The organism is Streptococcus pseudopneumoniae (assembly GCF_001072315.1).
Classification (GTDB): Bacteria; Bacillota; Bacilli; order Lactobacillales; family Streptococcaceae; genus Streptococcus; species Streptococcus pseudopneumoniae_R.
On record NZ_JVLI01000119.1, the window covers coordinates 1 to 18,296 of the forward strand.

The 18,296-nt window shown below is 39.6% G+C and carries 7 protein-coding genes; all 7 read left to right on the forward strand.

Annotation, left to right across the window (positions count from 1 at the left end):
• A partial coding sequence (locus ADH54_RS06335; RefSeq protein ID WP_049524463.1) for a pneumococcal-type histidine triad protein occupies positions 1-1,888 on the forward strand: 1,888 nt, incomplete at its 5' end.
• Between the two features lie 383 nt (positions 1,889-2,271).
• Positions 2,272-2,943 carry a CPBP family intramembrane glutamic endopeptidase gene (locus tag ADH54_RS06340; RefSeq protein WP_049524464.1) on the forward strand — a complete coding sequence of 224 codons (672 nt, stop codon included), beginning with the start codon at positions 2,272-2,274 and terminating at the stop codon, positions 2,941-2,943.
• Positions 2,944-3,072: 129 nt separating this feature from the next.
• On the forward strand, positions 3,073-6,348 hold the full coding sequence (rexB, locus tag ADH54_RS06345; RefSeq protein ID WP_049524465.1) for an ATP-dependent nuclease subunit B: 3,276 nt from the start codon (positions 3,073-3,075) through the stop codon (positions 6,346-6,348).
• Positions 6,345-9,995 (forward strand): helicase-exonuclease AddAB subunit AddA, encoded by a 3,651-nt coding sequence (addA, locus tag ADH54_RS06350; RefSeq protein WP_049524466.1) that lies wholly within the window; start codon positions 6,345-6,347, stop codon positions 9,993-9,995. Before rexB ends, addA begins: the two co-directional genes overlap by 4 nt.
• A gap of 17 nt (positions 9,996-10,012) precedes the next feature.
• Positions 10,013-11,191 carry a hypothetical protein gene (locus ADH54_RS06355; RefSeq protein ID WP_049524467.1) on the forward strand — a complete coding sequence of 393 codons (1,179 nt, stop codon included), beginning with the start codon at positions 10,013-10,015 and terminating at the stop codon, positions 11,189-11,191.
• 218 nt (positions 11,192-11,409) lie between these two features.
• Positions 11,410-17,352: a ZmpA/ZmpB/ZmpC family metallo-endopeptidase gene (locus ADH54_RS06360; RefSeq protein WP_049524468.1), complete on the forward strand. Its 5,943-nt coding sequence runs from the start codon at positions 11,410-11,412 to the stop codon at positions 17,350-17,352.
• A 41-nt stretch (positions 17,353-17,393) separates the two neighbouring features.
• On the forward strand, positions 17,394-18,296 hold a 903-nt coding region (locus ADH54_RS06365), incomplete at its 3' end, for an SIALI-17 repeat-containing surface protein (RefSeq protein WP_049524469.1).

The following is an 18,296-nucleotide window of genomic DNA, read 5'->3' on the forward strand; positions in this document are numbered from 1 at the left end:
GCACGGCAATCATTTCCACTATATACCTAAGAGTGATTTGTCAGCAGGAGAATTGGCTGCTGCCCAAGCTTATTGGAATGGTAAACAGGGCTCACATTCTGCTACAAGTTCAAGTAAACCAAGTAGTGATAATGCTAAACCATCCCAACCAAGTTTGACAGAGACTCCAAATCTGACTGTTACTCCAACTTATCATCAAAATCAAGGGGAAGACATTTCAACACTTTTAAGTGAATTGTATGCCAAACCTTTATCAGAGAGACATGTGGAATCGGATGGTCTAGTCTTTGATCCGGCACAAATCATCAAACGTACTGCAAATGGTGTCGCAGTGCCTCACGGAGACCATTATCACTTTATTCCTTATTCACAAATGTCTGATTTAGAGCAGAAGATTGCAAGAATGATTCCACTTCATTATAGTTCAAGTCATTGGTTACCATCAAGACCAAATCTAATCCCTGCTCCAGAGCTTACCCCAGTACCAAGTCCGCAACCTACCACAAATCCTCAACCAGCTCCAAGCAATCCAATTGATGGAAAATTGGTGAAACAGGCGGTTCGAAAAGTAGCTGATGGTTATGTCTTTGAGGAGAATGGAACCTCGCGTTATGTGTTTGCCAAGGAACTTTCAGCAGAAACAGTTGTAGCCATTGATAATAAACTTACCAAACAAGAAAGTTTGTCACATGTGTTAGGAGCTAAGAAAAGTACCATCCCTTCTAGTGAGCAAGAATTTTACAACAAGGTTTATGATTTACTAGCAAGAGTTCATAAAGATTTGATTTCTAATAAAGGTCGTCAAGCTGATTTTGAAACTTTGGATACACTTTTGGAACGTCTTAATGATGTCTCAAGTGATAAAGTCAAGTTAGTAGATGATATTCTTACCTTCCTAGCACCAATTACCCATCCAGAGCGACTTGGCAAATCAAATGCTCAAATTGCTTATACGGACGATGAAATTAAATTAGCGAAATTAGCAGGTAAGTATACAACAGAAGATGGCTATATCTTTGATCCTCGTGATATAACTAGCGATGAAGGCGATGCCTATGTAACTCCACATATGACTCATAGTCATTGGATCAAGAAAGAAAGTTTGTCTGAAGCTGAAAGAGCAGCAGCTCAGGCTTATGCTAAAGAGAAAGGTTTGATACCTCCTTCAACAGAGAATCAGGGGTCAGGAAATACTGAGGTTAAAGGAGTAGAAGCAATCTATAATAAAGTGAAGGCAGCTAAGAAAGTTCCACTTGATCACATGCCTTACAATCTCCAACATACTGTTGAAGTTAAAAACGGTAGCTTGATTATACCTCATTACGACCATTACCATAACATTAAATTTTCTTGGTTTGACGAAGGGCTATATGAGGCACCTAAAGGTTATAGCCTTGAGGATCTTTTTGCGACTGTAAAATATTATGTTGAACATCCAAATGAACGCCCTCACTCAGATAATGGTTGGGGAAATGCCAGCGACCATGTTCGTAAAAATAAGGCAGACCAAGACAGTAAACCTGATGAAGATAAGGAACATGATAAAGTAAGTGAGCCAACTCGCCCTGAATCTGATGAAAAAGAGAATCATGCAGGTTTAAACCCTTCAGTAGATAATCTTTATAAACCAAGCACTGATGAAGACGAGACAGAGGGAGTAGCTAACGATACAACAGACGAAGCTGAAGTCCCTCAAGTAGAGACTGAAAAAGTAGAAGCCAAACTCAAAGAAGTAGAAGCTTTACTTGATAAAGTAACGGATGCTAGTCTGAAAGACAATGTGAGAGAGAGCCTAGCTGGTTTACGAAATAATCTGAGTCTCCAAACCATGGATAATAATGGCATCATGGCAGAAGCAGAGAAATTACTTGCTTTGTTAAAAAGGTAGTGAGTCAGTTATGACTAAATCAGAAGCATAACCTTTATCCTATAAATCAATATAAGGTAAGAGTCAGTAGCAGTACTGGCTTTTATTTGTCTTGCTCCGTAAGGTTCAGGCCAAATAAACCACCTGATTTTTTGGGGGCTTTGGATTCATTTAGGAGAAATCAATCTATATCCAAGGTTAGTAACTTAATCATAGGTCTTCCTTTGTTAGAGAAGATAATGGTAAAAGGGTAGGGGCTAATTGATTTTACAGTTTAAGATGTTTTGATAACAATTTATGATTTGAAGAGGATATTTGGAAAAGATATGCTATACTAAATTTGTGATTCAATTAAACAAACCATTATATTCAATAAGCTAGTCAAGAAAAACAGAGGGTTTAATATGAAAAAACGGATTATTCAGATTTTACTAGCATTGTCCTTAATTTTTTACAAATCAACTTGGTTTTGGGGAATTTTCAATCACCTCGCAAAGCCCTATCTACCAGCAAGTCGTGAGTTTTTTCAGATTCTACTTTTACTGGAAAGTGGTGTTCTTTTGTCAGCAGTCATCTATCTACTAGTTTTTGCAGGAAAGAAGACTTTTCATTTTAAGTGGCAGTTGAGGTACTTTATCTACCTTTTACTGGGCTACATCATGTCGTATATGTCGGACTTCTTCTTGTCTTATTTCATACCCTCGTCTTCAAATCAAATTTCTTTGAATGAAACGATAGAAATGATAGGGAGACAGGAATTACCCTATTTCTTGCTCATAGCTTGCTTCATCGGCCCTATTGCTGAGGAATTGATTTATCGTGGTGTGCTTATGACAACCTTTTTCAAAAACTCGCCTTGGTACGGTGATGTCTTGCTTTCTGCTATTATTTTCGGTTATATTCATATCAATTTTGCTTTAACTCCTCTTGCTTTTTTCATTTATGCTAGTGGAGGGCTTATTTTGGCTCTATTGTATCGCATGACAAAAACTCTCTACTATCCAATAGTGGTTCATATCCTCATCAATATCACTGCTTTCTGGAACTTATGGTTACTCCTATTTTCAGGAAGTTAGCTTACTAAAACAATGTCGGAATTTTCCGGCATTTTCTTTTCAACAGATGAACAAGAACTGATTATTTTCAGACTTGGCTGGCTAATCATGGTATAATAAAAGGTAATGAAAAATTCCAACGAGGCAGAGATGAAATTACTTTATACTGATATTCGGACTTCTTTGACTGAAATTCTAACCAGAGAGGCGGAAGAGCTGGTTGCTGCTGGCAAGCGAGTCTTTTACATCGCCCCCAACTCTCTTTCTTTTGAAAAGGAACGCGCCGTACTGGAATGCTTGTCCCAGCATGCTTCTTTTGCGATTACTGTTACGCGCTTTGCTCAAATGGCTCGTTACCTGATCTTGAATGACTTGCCTGCTAAGACCAGTCTAGATGACATCGGTCTTGGGATGGCCTTTTACAAATGCCTGGCCGAACTTGATCCCAAAGACTTACGAGTATACGGCGCCATCAAGCAGGATCCTCAGTTTATCCAGCAGTTGATTGAGCTTTACCACGAGATGACCAAAGCTCAGATGAGTTTTTTGGACTTAGAGAGTTTGACGGATAAGGACAAGAGAGACGATTTAGTCTTGATTTTTGAGAAGGTAACGGCTTATCTCAATCAAGGCCAGTTGGCTCAGGGAAGTCAGTTGTCCCATTTGATTGAGGCTATTGAGAATGACAAAGTTAGCAGTAATTTTACTCAAATCGCCTTGGTTATTGATGGATTTACCCGTTTTTCTGCCGAGGAAGAGCGAATTGTGGACTTACTTCATGGCAAGGGTGTTGAGATTGTTATTGGGGCCTATGCTAGTAAGAAAGCCTATACTAGCCCTTTTAGCGAGGGTAATCTCTACCAAGCCAGTGTGGAGTTTCTCCATCATCTAGCCTCTAAATACCAAACTCCTGCTCAGGATTATTCTCAAACTCATGAGCAGATGGATAGTTTTGACAAGGCCTCTCGTTTATTGGAATCGTCCTATGATTTTTCAGAACTTTCCTTGGAAATTGATGATAAGGACCGTGAAAACTTACAAATCTGGTCTTGTTTGACGCAAAAGGAGGAGTTGGAGCTAGTAGCCCGTAGCATTCGTCAGAAATTACATAAGAACTCAGACCTGAGCTACAAGCATTTTCGTATTCTCTTGGGTGATGTAGCTTCTTATCAATTATCTCTAAAAACGATTTTTGACCAGTACCAGATTCCTTTCTATCTAGGCAAAAGCGAATCCATGGCGCACCACCCTTTAACTCAGTTTGTCGAGTCTATTTTGGCTTTAAAACGCTATCGTTTCCGTCAGGAGGATTTGATTAACCTTCTCAGAACAGGTTTGTATACCGACCTCAGTCAGGCTGATATTGATGCATTTGAGCAATATATCCGTTATCTTGGTATCAATGGCTTGCCAGCCTTTCAGCAAACCTTTACCAAATCACACCATGGAAAATTTAATCTGGAACGTTTAAATACTCTTCGTCTGCGTGTTTTAACACCTCTTGAGACTCTTTTTGCTAGCCGAAAACAAAAGGCTGAAAACCTCCTACAAAAATGGAATAGCTTTCTAAAAGAGGGAGCGGTGACCAAGCAGTTGCAAGATTTGACAGCCACTATGGAAGCTCTTGATAAGGAAAGACAAGCCGAAGTTTGGAAGGCTTTCTGTCATGTTTTAGAGCAATTTGCGACTGTTTTTGCTGGTTCACAGGTTAGTCTAGAGGACTTCCTAGCCTTGCTTCATTCTGGGATGAGTCTATCTCAGTATCGCATCATTCCAGCAACAGTAGACACTGTTCTGGTGCAGAGTTACGATTTGATTGCACCACTGACTGCTGACTTTGTCTATGCCATTGGGTTGACTCAGGACAATTTACCAAAAATCGCGCAGAATACCAGCCTTTTGACAGATGAAGAAAGACAAAATTTAAACCAAATGACTGAAGAGGGGAGTCAATTGCTGATTGCCAGCAGTGAAAACCTCAAGAAAAATCGCTATACCATGCTTTCCTTGGTCAATTCTGCGCGTAAGAAGTTGGTCTTGTCGGCTCCAAGCCTTTTTAATGAAAGTGAAAGTAAGGAGTCAGCCTATCTGCAAGAGCTGGTCCATTTTGGATTTAGGCGGAGAGAGAGGAGGATGAATCATAAAGGGCTATCTAAGGAGGATATGGGTTCATATCACAGTCTTTTGTCTAGCCTGGTTGCCTATCACCAGCAGGGCGAGATGAGTGAGACTGAACAAGATTTGACATTTATTAAGGTTCTGGCGCGTGTGATGGGTAAAAAACTAGACCAGCAAGGTTTGGAAAATCCAGCCCTCCCAACCAGTCCAAGCAGTAAGCCCTTGGCCAAGGACACCTTGCAAGCTCTCTATCCAACTGATCAGGAGTTTTACCTGTCTACCTCCGGTTTGACGGAGTTTTACCGCAATGAATACAGTTATTTCCTCCGTTATGTTTTAGGCTTGCAGGAAGAATTGCGCCTGCGTCCTGATGCTCGTAGTCATGGAAATTTCTTGCACCGTATTTTTGAACGTGCCTTGCAGTTACCTGATGAAGATTCCTTTGACTACCGTCTAGAACAAGCTATTCAAGAAACCAGTCAAGAACGGGAATTTGAGGCTATTTATCAGGAGAGTTTGGAAGCTCAGTTTACAAAGGAAGTTTTGCTTGATGTCGCTCGGACAACTGGCCACATTCTCCGTTATAATCCAGCCATTGAAACCATCAAAGAAGAAGCAAATTTTGGTGGAAAAGAGCAGGCCTTTATTCAATTGGACAATGGTCGCAGTGTCTTTGTACGAGGTAAGGTTGACCGCATTGACCGATTGAAAGCTGATGGGGCGATAGGGGTAGTAGACTACAAATCCAGTCTGACTCATTTCCAGTTTCCTCATTTCTTTAATGGGCTCAATTCCCAGTTACCAACCTATCTTGCTGCCCTAAAAAGAGAAGGGGAGCAGAACTTTTTTGGTGCCATGTACTTGGAAATGGCTGAACCAGTCCAATCTCTGATGGCCGTTAAAAGTCTAGCAGGTGCAGTAGTAGAAGCCAGCAAGTCAATGAAATACCAAGGGCTCTTTTTAGAAAAAGAAAGCAGTCATTTGGGCGAGTTTTACAATAAAAACAAGGCCAACCAGTTGACGGATGAGGAATTCCAGCTCCTACTGGACTACAATGCCCATCTTTACAAGAAAGCTGCTGAGAAGATTTTAGCAGGCCAGTTCGCCATTAATCCTTATACTGAAAATGGCAGAAGCATTGCCCCATACGTCCAGCAACATCAAGCCATTACTGGCTTTGAAGCCAATTATCACTTGGGTCAAGCCCGTTTCCTAGAAAAGTTGGACTTGGCTGACGGCAAGCGTCTGGTCGGAGAAAAACTCAAGCAAGCTTGGTTTGAAAAAATAAGAGAGGAGTTGAATCGATGAAGCCTATTCCCTTTTTAATCGAGAAGGAAATTCAAAAATTGCAAGAAGCAGAAGCAAATTCGAACAAGGAACAAAAGAAAACTGCCGAACAAATTGAAGCCATCTACACTTCTGGTCAGAATATTCTTGTCTCAGCGTCGGCTGGTTCTGGTAAAACCTTTGTCATGGCAGAGCGCATTCTAGATCAATTAGCGCGTGGAGTGGAAATCAGTCAACTCTTTATCTCAACCTTTACGGTTAAGGCTGCGACAGAACTTAAAGAACGTTTAGAGAAAAAAATCAGCAAGCAAATCCAAGAAAGCAGCGATGTCGACCTCAAACAACACTTGGGTCGCCAGTTGGCAGACCTACCCAACGCTGCTATCGGAACCATGGACTCTTTCACACAAAAGTTCCTTGGCAAACACGGTTATCTACTTGATATTGCGCCTAATTTCCGTATTTTACAAAACCAAAGCGAGCAACTCCTTCTAAAAAACGAAGTCTTTCATGAGGTATTTGAAGCCCATTACCAAGGCAAACAGAAAGAGACCTTTAGTCATTTGCTGAAAAACTTTGCTGGGCGTGGCAAGGATGAACGGGGGCTGCGCCAGCAGGTCTATAAAATTTATGACTTCCTCCAATCCACCAGTAATCCTCAGAAATGGCTGAGTGAATCTTTCTTAAAAGGCTTTGAGAAAGCTGATTTTACGAATGAAAAAGGAAAACTAACTGAGCAAATCAAACAAGCCCTTTGGGATTTGGAAAGCTTTTTCCGTTATCATCTGGATAATGATGCTAAGGAGTTTGCAAAGGCTGCCTATTTAGAAAATGTCCAGTTGATTCTGGATGAAATTGGCTCCTTAAATCAGGAGTCCGATAGTCAGGCTTATCAAGCGGTGATTGCGCGTGTTGTCGCCATATCTAAGGAGAAAAACGGTCGGGCTCTGACTAATGCCAGTCGCAAGGCTGATTTGAAGCCACTGGCCGATTCCTATAACGAAGAGAGAAAGACCCAGTTTGCTAAACTAGGACAACTAGCAGACCAGATAACCATTCTCGACTATCAAGAACGGTATCATGGAGAGACCTGGGAACTAGCTAAGACTTTCCAAACATTTATGAGTGATTTTGTGGAAGCTTATCGTCAGCGTAAACGCCAGGAAAATGCCTTTGAATTCGCTGATATCAGCCATTACACCATTGAGATTTTAGAGAAATTCCTGCAAGTTCGTGAGGCTTATCAGGAGCGCTTCCATGAAGTCATGGTCGATGAGTATCAGGATACCAACCATATTCAAGAACGGATGCTGGAATTACTTTCTAATGGCCACAATCGCTTTATGGTGGGGGATATCAAGCAATCTATCTATCGTTTCCGTCAGGCAGATCCGCAGATTTTTAATGAAAAATTTCAACGCTATGTGCAAAATCCAAAAGAGGGCAAGCTCATTCTCCTCAAAGAAAATTTCCGTAGTAGTTCAGAAGTGTTGTCAGCAACCAATGATGTTTTTGAACGTCTCATGGACCAAGAGGTCGGCGAAATCAACTATGATAACATGCACCAGCTTGTTTTTGCCAATACCAAACTGACTCCCAATCCAGACAATAAGGCAGAATTTCTCCTCTATGACAAGGACGACACAGGTGAGGAAGAAGAGAGCCAAGCTGACACTAAACTGACAGGTGAAATGCGCCTAGTCATCAAAGAAATCCTTAAACTTCATCAGGAGAAAGGGGTGGCATTTAAGGAAATTGCCCTTCTGACCTCCAGTCGTAGTCGTAATGACCAAATTCTTCTCGCCCTGTCTGAGTACGGAATTCCTGTCAAAACTGACGGAGAGCAAAATAATTATCTCCAATCCCTAGAAGTGCAAGTCATGCTAGACACCCTTCGTGTCATTCACAATTCCCTGCAAGACTATGCCTTGGTTGCCCTTATGAAGTCTCCAATGTTTGGCTTTGATGAGGATGAGTTGGCACGTTTATCTCTTCAGAAAGCAGAGGATAAAGTCCAAGAAAATCTCTATGAAAAACTGATCAATGCACAAAAAATGCTAACAAGTCAGAAAGAGTTAATTCACTCAACACTAGCTGATAAGTTAAATCAATTCATGGATATCTTGGATTCTTGGCGTTTGTATGCCAAAACCCACTCCCTCTATGACCTGATTTGGAAGATTTACAACGACCGTTTTTATTATGACTATGTGGGAGCTTTGCCAAATGGGTCTGCTAGACAAGCTAATCTCTATGCCCTAGCACTGCGAGCTGATCAATTTGAAAAGAGCAATTTCAAAGGTTTGTCGCGTTTTATTCGTATGATTGACCAAGTCTTGGAAGCCCAGCACGATTTGGCAAGCGTGGCTGTCGCACCGCCAAAAGATGCAGTAGAGCTCATGACCATCCACAAGAGTAAAGGGCTGGAGTTTCCTTACGTTTTTATTCTCAATTTGGATCAGGATTTTAACAAGCAAGACAGCATGTCAGAAGTCATTCTCAGCCGTCAGAATGGTCTTGGTGTCAAATATATTGCCAAGATGGAGACAGGGGCAGTAGAAGACCACTATCCTAAAACCATCAAACTCTCCATTCCTAGCCTGACCTATAGGCAGAATGAAGAAGAATTGCAGCTGGCAAGCTATTCAGAACAGATGCGTCTGCTGTATGTTGCCATGACGCGGGCTGAGAAAAAGCTCTATCTTGTCGGCAAGGGTTCTCGTGAAAAGCTGGAAGCCAAGGAATACCCAGCAGCTAAAAATGGGAAACTAAATAGCAACACTAGACTTCAAGCCAAGAATTTTCAAGATTGGATCTGGGCTATCAGCAAAGTATTTTCTAAGGACACTCTCAACTTTAGTTATCGTTTCGTTGGTGAAGATCAGCTGACTAGAGAATCTATCGGAGAGTTGGAAAACAAAAGCCCTCTCCAAGATAGCTCCCAAGCAGACAATCGTCAGTCAGAAACCATTAAAGAAGCTCTTGAAATGCTGAAAGAAGTGGAAGTTTATAATACTCTTCACCGTGCAGCCATTGAACTTCCTAGTGTTCAAACTCCAAGTCAAATCAAGAAATTCTACGAACCAGTTATGGATATGGAAGGTGTCGAAATTGCTGGTCAAGGCCAGTCAGTAGACAAGAAAATTAGCTTTGATTTGCCAGATTTTTCAACCAAAGAAAAGGTAACTGGAGCTGAGATTGGTAGTGCTACCCACGAACTCATGCAGAGAATGGATCTCAGCCAACGACCAACGCTTGCTAGCCTGACAGAAACTCTCAAACAAGTTCAAACCAGACCAGCTGTCAGAGACAAGATCAAGCTTGCTAAAATTCTTGCATTCTTTGACACAGCACTCGGTCAGGAAATTCTTGCTAATACCGATCATCTTTATCGCGAGCAACCCTTCTCCATGCTCAAACGAGACCAAAAGAGTCAGGAAGACTTCGTTGTCCGTGGGATCCTTGATGGCTATCTACTCTATGAGGATAAAATCGTTCTATTCGACTATAAGACAGACCGCTATGATGAACCAAGTCAACTCATAGAGCGTTATCGTGGTCAGTTAGCCCTATACGGAGAGGCTTTATCTCGAGCCTATTCGATTGAAAATATTGAAAAATACTTGATTTTACTAGGTAAAGACGAGGTTCAAGTTGTAAAAGTATAATCTAGAAAGGAGACCTCATGACACTTCCAGTTAGAAAATCCCTGCACGATGCGGTTTTACAGGCTTCAAAAGCTAATACTTGGGAACAAGCTACCAAGGAATGGAATGAAGTTTCCTTGATTTTTAACGGTATCGGCCGTAGCAATTGTGTCTGTGGGAATGCCATCAAGTACGCCTACGAACTCTTTAATGGTGTCACAGGCCAACGTCTCTTTCCAATTGGTAGCGACTGTGTTCGTCATTTTCATCGATTGTCCCTTGACCAGCAATTGGAAGAGGAAGAAAAACTGCTCAGAAAGGTTGAAAATCTGACCAGAAAAGCCCAGAAAAAGGAAAAAATCAAGGTTAACAAAAGTGACTTTGACGAGCGTCTTCTAAAGTGGCTCTGGGAAAAAGGTGTTTTTAAACCCAATCGTGGCAATCAATTTGCACCTGAGAGAGACTACCAACTTTTCCTAGAAGTCTTTCAAGGAGGAAGTTGGACCAAGGCAGAGCCCAAGAAGAAGGCTCGTATGGAGGAAGTCCTTGAAAAGTGTATCAAACCCTTTTTACTTGGAAAACCAGATGACCAACTCTATCTTGTCAAGCTAGGCAAGGAGAAAATTGACTACGAGCAAGAACTCCGTATCCAGGCAGAGAAGGAGCGCAAGAAGAGGGATAAAATCGCCAAGCAATATGCAGACAATCTGGTTCTAGCTATGGGACCAGCAGAGCGTGCCTACCAAGATTACTTTGGCTTTACAGAGACTCTGACTCAAGAAGAACGCAAGTGGGAGAAAATTCTTTTTGGTAAAAATCGAACAGAACGGGCTATCAAGGCCAAACAATACCAAAAAGAGCTGGAAAAAGACCAACGAATTGCAGCTCAAGATCCAATTGAAAGAAAGCAGAAGCAGACCTGGCTCCTCAATTCCTATTTTCGTGAGCTTCCTGAAGAAAAAGCCAGATTTGCTCGGCTCTTATTAGAATATCGAAAAAGTGGAGAAGTGCCTTTTTCAACTGAATACTTATCAGACCATCTGCTAGACTTTTTCTATAAAATGAAAGCCTTTGAGTTTGAAATCGCACCAGAACAAGTCCGAGACTTTTTAAAAGAAAGCCTCCCAGCAGATCATCTCTCCTCAGCACAAGAAAGCTGGATAGAAAGCATTCTCCTCAACTGCCTCAAACCATTTTTAGAACGATTAGTGATATGAGTAACACCTACCGTGGAAGTTTCATGGTAGGTGTTATTGTGTCCCAAAAATAATATAAAACAAAGCATATAAAACAACGTATGAAAACGCAACTCAATTTTAAGACTTTTTGGTAAATTAAGAGTATAATTAAAGTGTGATGCCTTTTTTATAGATAATACACTAATATATTAAAGGTCTTCGTAACATAAATATAAATTTTATTTCAAGGAGGAATCATGGAAAAGTATTTTGGTGAAAAACAGCAGCGTTTTTCATTTAGAAAATTATCAGTAGGACTTGTATCTGCTACGATTTCAAGTTTGTTTTTTATGTCTGTATTAGGTAGTTCATCTGTAGAGGCTCAAGAGACTAAAGGTGTTCACTATAAATATGTGACAGAGTCAGAGCTATCATCAGATGAAAAGAAGCAACTTGTCTATGATATTCCGACATACACGGAGAATGATGATGAGACTTATTATCTTGTTTATAAATTAAATTCCCAAAATCAATTGGGAGAATTGCCAAATACTGGAAGCAAGAATGAGATGCAAGCCTTAGTTGCTGGTGCTAGCTTAGCAGCTCTGGGGATTTTAGTTTTTGCTGTTTCTAAGAAAAAAGTTAAGAATAAAACGGTATTACATTTAGTATTGGTTGCAGGGATAGGAAATGGTGTCTTAGTTTCAGCTCATGCTTTAGAAAATAATCTCTTACTGAATTACAATACGGACTATGAATTAACTTCAGGAGAAAAATTACCTCTTCCTAAAGAGATTTCAGGTTACACTTATATTGGATATATCAAAGAGGGGAAAACTACTTCTGATTCCGAAGTAAGTAATCAAGAGAAATCAGTAGCTACTTCTAAAAATCAACAAAAGGTAGATTACAATGTTACACCAAATTTTGTAGAGAATCCATCAAAGGTACAAACTATTCAGGAAGAAAAACCTGTTTCTTCAACTAAGTCCACAGAAGTCCAAGTAGTTGAAAAAACTCTCTCTACAGAATTAACCAATCCAACAAAAGAAGAGAAACAATCTTCAAATTCTCAAGAACAATTAGCCGAACATAAGAATCTAAAAACGAATAAAGACAAGAAGGTTTCTCCAAAAGAAAAGACTGGGGTAAATACACTAAATCCACAGGATGAAATTTTATCAGGTCAGTTGAACAAACCTGAACTCTTATATCGTGAGGAAGCTATAGATATAAAAATAGATTTTCAAGAAGAAATTCAGGAGAATCCTGATTTAGCTGAAGGAACTGTAAGAGTCAAACAAGAAGGTAAATTAGGTAAGAAAGTTGAAGTCATCAGAATATTCTCTGTAAACAAGGAAGAAGTTTCTAGAGAAATTATTTCAACTTCAACGACTGCGCCTGTTACAAGAATAGTCGAAAAAGGTACAAAAAAACCTCAAGTTATAAAGGACCAACCTGAGACTGGTGTAGAACATAAGGACGTACAGTCTGGAGCTATTGTTGAACCAGCAATTCAGCCTGAATTACCAGAAGCAGTAGTAAGTGATAAAGGCGTACCGAAAGTTCAACCAGAGTTGCCAGAAGCAGTTGTAACAGATAAAGGCGTACCGGAAGTTCAACCAGAGTTGCCAGAAGCAGTTGTAACAGATAAAGGTGAACCGGCAATTCAGCCAGAGTTACCAGAAGCTGTAGTAAGTGATAAAGGTGTACCAGAAGTCAAACCAGCGTTACCAGAAGCAGTTGTAACAGATAAAGGCGAACCTGAACAGGTAGCCACTCTACCAGAATATACAGGTGTACAAGCTGGCGCCATTGTTGAACCTGAAAAAGTTGAACCGGAATATGCTGGAGTACAAGCTGGAGCTGTAGTAGAACCAGAAAAACTAGCACCGCTTCCAGAATATACAGGAGTACAGGCTGGAGCTATCGTTGAACCAGAGCAGGTAGCACCACTACCAGAATACACAGGAGTGCAAGCCGGAGCAATAGTAGAACCAGAAAAAGTAGAACCATCAAAAGAATATACAGGTGTACAAGCTGGAGCTATTGTTGAACCTGAAAAAGTAGAGCCACCAAAAGAGTACACAGGCATACAAGCTGGAGCTGTAGTCGAACCAGAGCAGATTGCACCCCTACCAGAATATACAGGAGTTCAGGCTGGAGCTATTGTTGAACCAGAGCAGGTAGCACCACTACCAGAATACACAGGCGTACAAGCTGGAGCTGTAGTTGAACCAGAACAAGTAGATCCACTTCCTGAATACAAGGGGAATATTGAGCAACTAAAACCTGAAACTCCCGTTGAGAAGCCAAAAGAAACAGATCCAGAGAAAACAATAGAACTAAGAAGTGTTTCTGATGTGGAGCTCTATAGTTATGAAGACAATCAATCAAAACAACATACGAGCTTAGATAAAGTACCAGATAATAAATCTGCTTATTTCATCAAAGTGAAGTCAGCTAAATTTAAAGATGTACTGCTCCCAGTTTCAAACATTGAGGACACTACAAAAGATGGCAAACCAGTCTATAAAATCACGGCTAGATTGGAACACTTGAAGCAATCTGTAGATAATCAATATCAAGACAATTTTACTTATTATCTTCCAAAAGTTGTTCAAAACGACAGCCCTATCTACACATCATTTAAAAAATTAGTAACTGATATGAATAGTAGACCTGATGGAACTTTCACTCTGGGTGCAACAATGAATGCTCGTGAGGTTGAGTTAGGTGAAAACCAAGAAAGTTACGTTACAAGTAAATTTACCGGGACATTAATTGGTAGTCATCAAGGTAAAAATTATGGTATCTTTAATTTGAAAAAGCCGTTATTCAATAGATTAGAACACGCTACTGTTAAGGATCTCACCTTAAAAGATGTCAATATTTCTGGTAAGAATCATGTCGCATCAGTTGCTAAGGAAGCCACAAATTCTTCAACTTTAGAGAACGTTCACGCAAATGGAATCATTGCTGGTGAGCTAGGTATCGGAGGACTTGTCCAAAAAGTTGATAATTCTACGGTAAGAAATAGTAGCTTCACCGGAAGAATAACCAATACCTTTGTTACAACTTCTCAGTATGCAATTGGTGGCCTAGTCGGTCAATTAACCGGAGCTAATGCTAGTGTAGATCATTCTATAGCATCAGTAACCATTTCAAGTAATGCAGAATATTCTAACCAAACTATTGGTGGAATTGCTGGTATCGTAGAAAACAATGCAACTGTAAAAAATAGTTATGCTGAAGGTGAAATAAATAATGCTAAACCATTCGCTAGAGTTGGTGGAGTTGCAGGTTCCCTATGGACACAAGAAGGTGGAGCAGATGATAATACCGGCCACTTGAATAATGTTCTCAGCGATATGAATATTACAAATGGGAATGCAATTTCTGGTTACCACTTTAAAGGTATGAAGGAAACAGAAGTATACAGCAATAAAGACAATAAGGTAGTTAATGTTCAAGCAGTTGGAGATGAGGTAATGTCAGTTGACTCCACTGTAGAACGTGGTACTGAGATTGAAAAAACAGCAGTTCAAGCCAAGAAAAACCAGATTACTACAAAGAAAACTATAACCGTGGAAGATTTCACAAATTCTGCTAAACAGGATGTAGATTATACCAAGGCTACTCATTATCAAGCGACAAGAGAAGTTGCATATAAAAATATAGAAAAATTATTACCTTTCTATAATAGAGACACCATTGTGAAATATGGAAATCAATTATCAACTGATACTAACCTGTTTAAAAAAGAATTATTATCTGTTGTCCCTATGAAAAATGAGGAAGTGGTTTCAGATATTACTTCAGACAAGAACTCTATCAATCACTTATTACTACATTACAAAGATGGAACATCTGAGAAAGTAGATTTAACCTACAATAGTGATTTTGCAAATCTGGCTGAGTATACTATTGGAACTACAGGTCTAGTATACACACCAAATGCTTTCCTAAAAGATTATTCATCTATAATAGACATAGTTAAAAACGACTTAAATACAGTGCAGTATAATCCAACTGCTCTTAAGAATTTGTTAGGAATCTCTGATAATGTTAAATTAACAGAACTCTATCTAGATGAGCAATTCGCTAAAACCAAAGAGCACTTAACTGAGACTCTTAAAAAATTGCTTTCAGCTGATGCTGCTGTTACTGGAAATAATAGTGCTATTGATAATTACATGGTTGATAAAATCAAGCGAAACAAAGAAGCCTTGATGCTCGGATTAACCTATCTAGAACGCTGGTATGATTTCAAATTCGATAAGGCTAGCGCAAAAGATTTGCTTATGTTCCATATGAATTTCTTTGGTAAGGGAAATACCTCTCCGCTAGATACAATTATTGAACTGGGTAAATCTGGCTACAATAATCTCTTGGCTAAAAATAATGTGGTTACTTACAATGCCTTGCTGACGAATAACTACGGTACAAAAGATCTGTTTAGTGCTTTAGAAGGCTACCGTAAAGCATTTGCACCTACTCAAACTAACAATGAATGGTTTAAATCACAGACAAAAGCCTTAATCGTTGAAGAAAAATCTAATATTCCAGAAGTGAGGGCTAACCAGGAAAAAGCTGGTAGCAAGTACTCTATCGGTGTCTATGATCGAATCACTAGCGACAGCTGGAAATACCGTAACATGGTACTGCCTCTACTAACCTTGCCAGAAAGATCAGTATTTGTCATTTCAACTATCTCTAGCCTAGGATTTGGTGCTTATGATCGCTATCGTAATAAAGATCATCAAGCAAGTGGTGATCTGAATAGCTTTGTTGAAAAGAGTGCTCACGAAACTGCCGAACGTCAACGCGATCACTACGATTATTGGTATCGTATTCTAGATAAGGAAGGGCGTGAGAAGCTTTACCGAAATATCTTGCTTTATGATGCCTATAAATTTGGAAATGATAATACTGAAGGAAAGGCTACAGAAGTGGCAGGTTTTGATAATCCAAATCCTGCAATGAAACATTTCTTTGGTCCTGTTGGAAATAAAGTTGGTCATAATGGACACGGTGCTTATGCCACAGGGGATGCCGTTTATTATATGGGTTATCGTATGTTGGATAAGGATGGAGCTATCACTTATACTCATGAAATGACGCACGATTCAGATCAGGACATCTATCTTGGAGGCTATGGTCGAAGAAGTGGCTTGGGACCAGAGTTCTTTGCTAAAGGCTTATTACAAGCACCAGACCATCCAGATGATGCGACAATCACCATCAACTCAATCTTGAAACATTCAAAATCTGATAGTACAGAAGGACAACGATTACAAATACTTGATCCAACTACAAGATTTAAAAACTCTGATGATTTGAAGCAATATGTCCACAATATGTTCGATGTTGTTTATATGCTAGAATATCTTGAAGGAAAATCTATTACAGAGAACCTTACCAATTATCAAAAAACGAAAGCTCTCAGAAAAATTGAGAATAAGTTTGTGAAAGATCCAGCAGATGGAAATAACGTATATGCGACAAATGTTGTCAGAGATCTGACAGTAGAAGAAGCTGAAAAACTACGTTCATTCAATGATTTGATTGATAATAATATTCTTTCGTCTAGGGAATATACTTCAGGGAAATACGAAAGAAATGGTTACTATACTATCAAACTATTTGCACCGATTTATGCAGCATTAAGTAATGATGACGGAACGCCAGGTGACCTAATGGGACGTCGTATGGCCTATGAACTATTAGCTGCTAAAGGCTTTAAAGATGGTATGGTACCTTATATCTCAAATCAATACGAAGAAGTTGCTAAACAAAATGGTAAAAAAATAACTATTTATGGTAAAGACCGAGGATTAGTTACAGATGAGCTTGTCCTTCGAAAAGTATTTAATGGTCAATATAAAACTTGGACACAATTCAAGCAAGCTATGTATAATGAACGTGTAGCTCAATTTGATAGACTGAATAAAGTTACTTTTAATGATCCAACAAAACCTTGGACTAGTTTTTCTACGAAAACCATAAGTAGTGTTACAGAGTTGCAGCGATTAATGGATGAAGCTGTTCGAAAGGATGCAGATGAGGATAGATATTCTTGGAGTAATTACAAACCAGAATTTGATAGTGCAGTTCATAAGTTGAAGAGAGCAATCTTTAAAGCTTATCTTGACCAAACTGATGATTTTAGAAGTTCAATTTTTGAAAATAAAAAATAGTGTTTACTATTAGGAAATAAAATTAAAGAAGGTGATTACGCTTGTCATTATTTAAAAAAGAACGGTTTTCAATCCGAAAAATCTGTGGGATTGTTGGTTCAGTTTTACTCGGAAGTATCTTGGTTGCACCGTCAATCATTCATGCTTCTACCTATCATTATGTTGAAAAAAGCGCTCTTACACAAGAAGAACAAACTAAGATTCAAGCAGGAATTCCTACTGATAATGAAGCAAGTTATGCTCTTATTTATCAGCAGGAAGCTCTTCCTGCAACAGGTTCATCGACTTCTGTGCTTACAGCTTTAGGTCTATTAGCTGTTGGTAGTTTAGTCCTTTTGGTTCATAAAAAGAAAAAAGTTAGTAGTTTGTTCTTAGTTACTACTATCGGACTGATTAGTCTTTCTAGTATGCAAGCTCTTGATATAAGCAATCCTTTGAAAGCTCCAAGTAATGAAGGAGTAGTTCAAATTGCTGGATATCGTTATATTGGATACTTACCCCTTGATGATGATGCAATTTCAGAAATTCAACATAAGGATGAGGGGACAAAGAATGTTCTAGTATCTGAAACTCAGGAAAGTATCCCTAATGAAGCGCCTAAAGCAGAAAAAACTAAAAATACTGAGACTGTAAGCACAGTCCCAAACGAGACAACTAAATCAGAGAAGCCAGAGTACACTGCACCGGTAGGCACAGTCCCTGATGAGGCGCCTAAAGCTGAGAAGCCAGAACATACAGCACCAGTTAGTGGTAATCTGGTAGAATCTGAAGTTCATGAGCAACCAGAATATACAGCTCCAATTGGCGGTAATTTAGTTGAACCAGAAGTTCATGAAAAACCAGCATACACTAAACCTATAGGTACTGTTCCAGACGAGGCTCCTAAAGCAGAGAAACCAGCATACACTAAACCAGTGGGTACAGTGCCAGACGAAGCACCTAAA

Excerpts from the sequence above, each read along its gene's own strand:
- addA (WP_049524466.1), top strand. The coding sequence starts at position 6,345 with ATGAAGCCTATTCCCTTTTTAATCGAGAAGGAAATTCAAAAATTGCAA.
- ADH54_RS06360 (WP_049524468.1), top strand. The coding sequence starts at position 11,410 with ATGGAAAAGTATTTTGGTGAAAAACAGCAGCGTTTTTCATTTAGAAAA.
- rexB (WP_049524465.1), top strand. The coding sequence starts at position 3,073 with ATGAAATTACTTTATACTGATATTCGGACTTCTTTGACTGAAATTCTA.
- ADH54_RS06355 (WP_049524467.1), top strand. The coding sequence starts at position 10,013 with ATGACACTTCCAGTTAGAAAATCCCTGCACGATGCGGTTTTACAGGCT.
- ADH54_RS06340 (WP_049524464.1), top strand. The coding sequence starts at position 2,272 with ATGAAAAAACGGATTATTCAGATTTTACTAGCATTGTCCTTAATTTTT.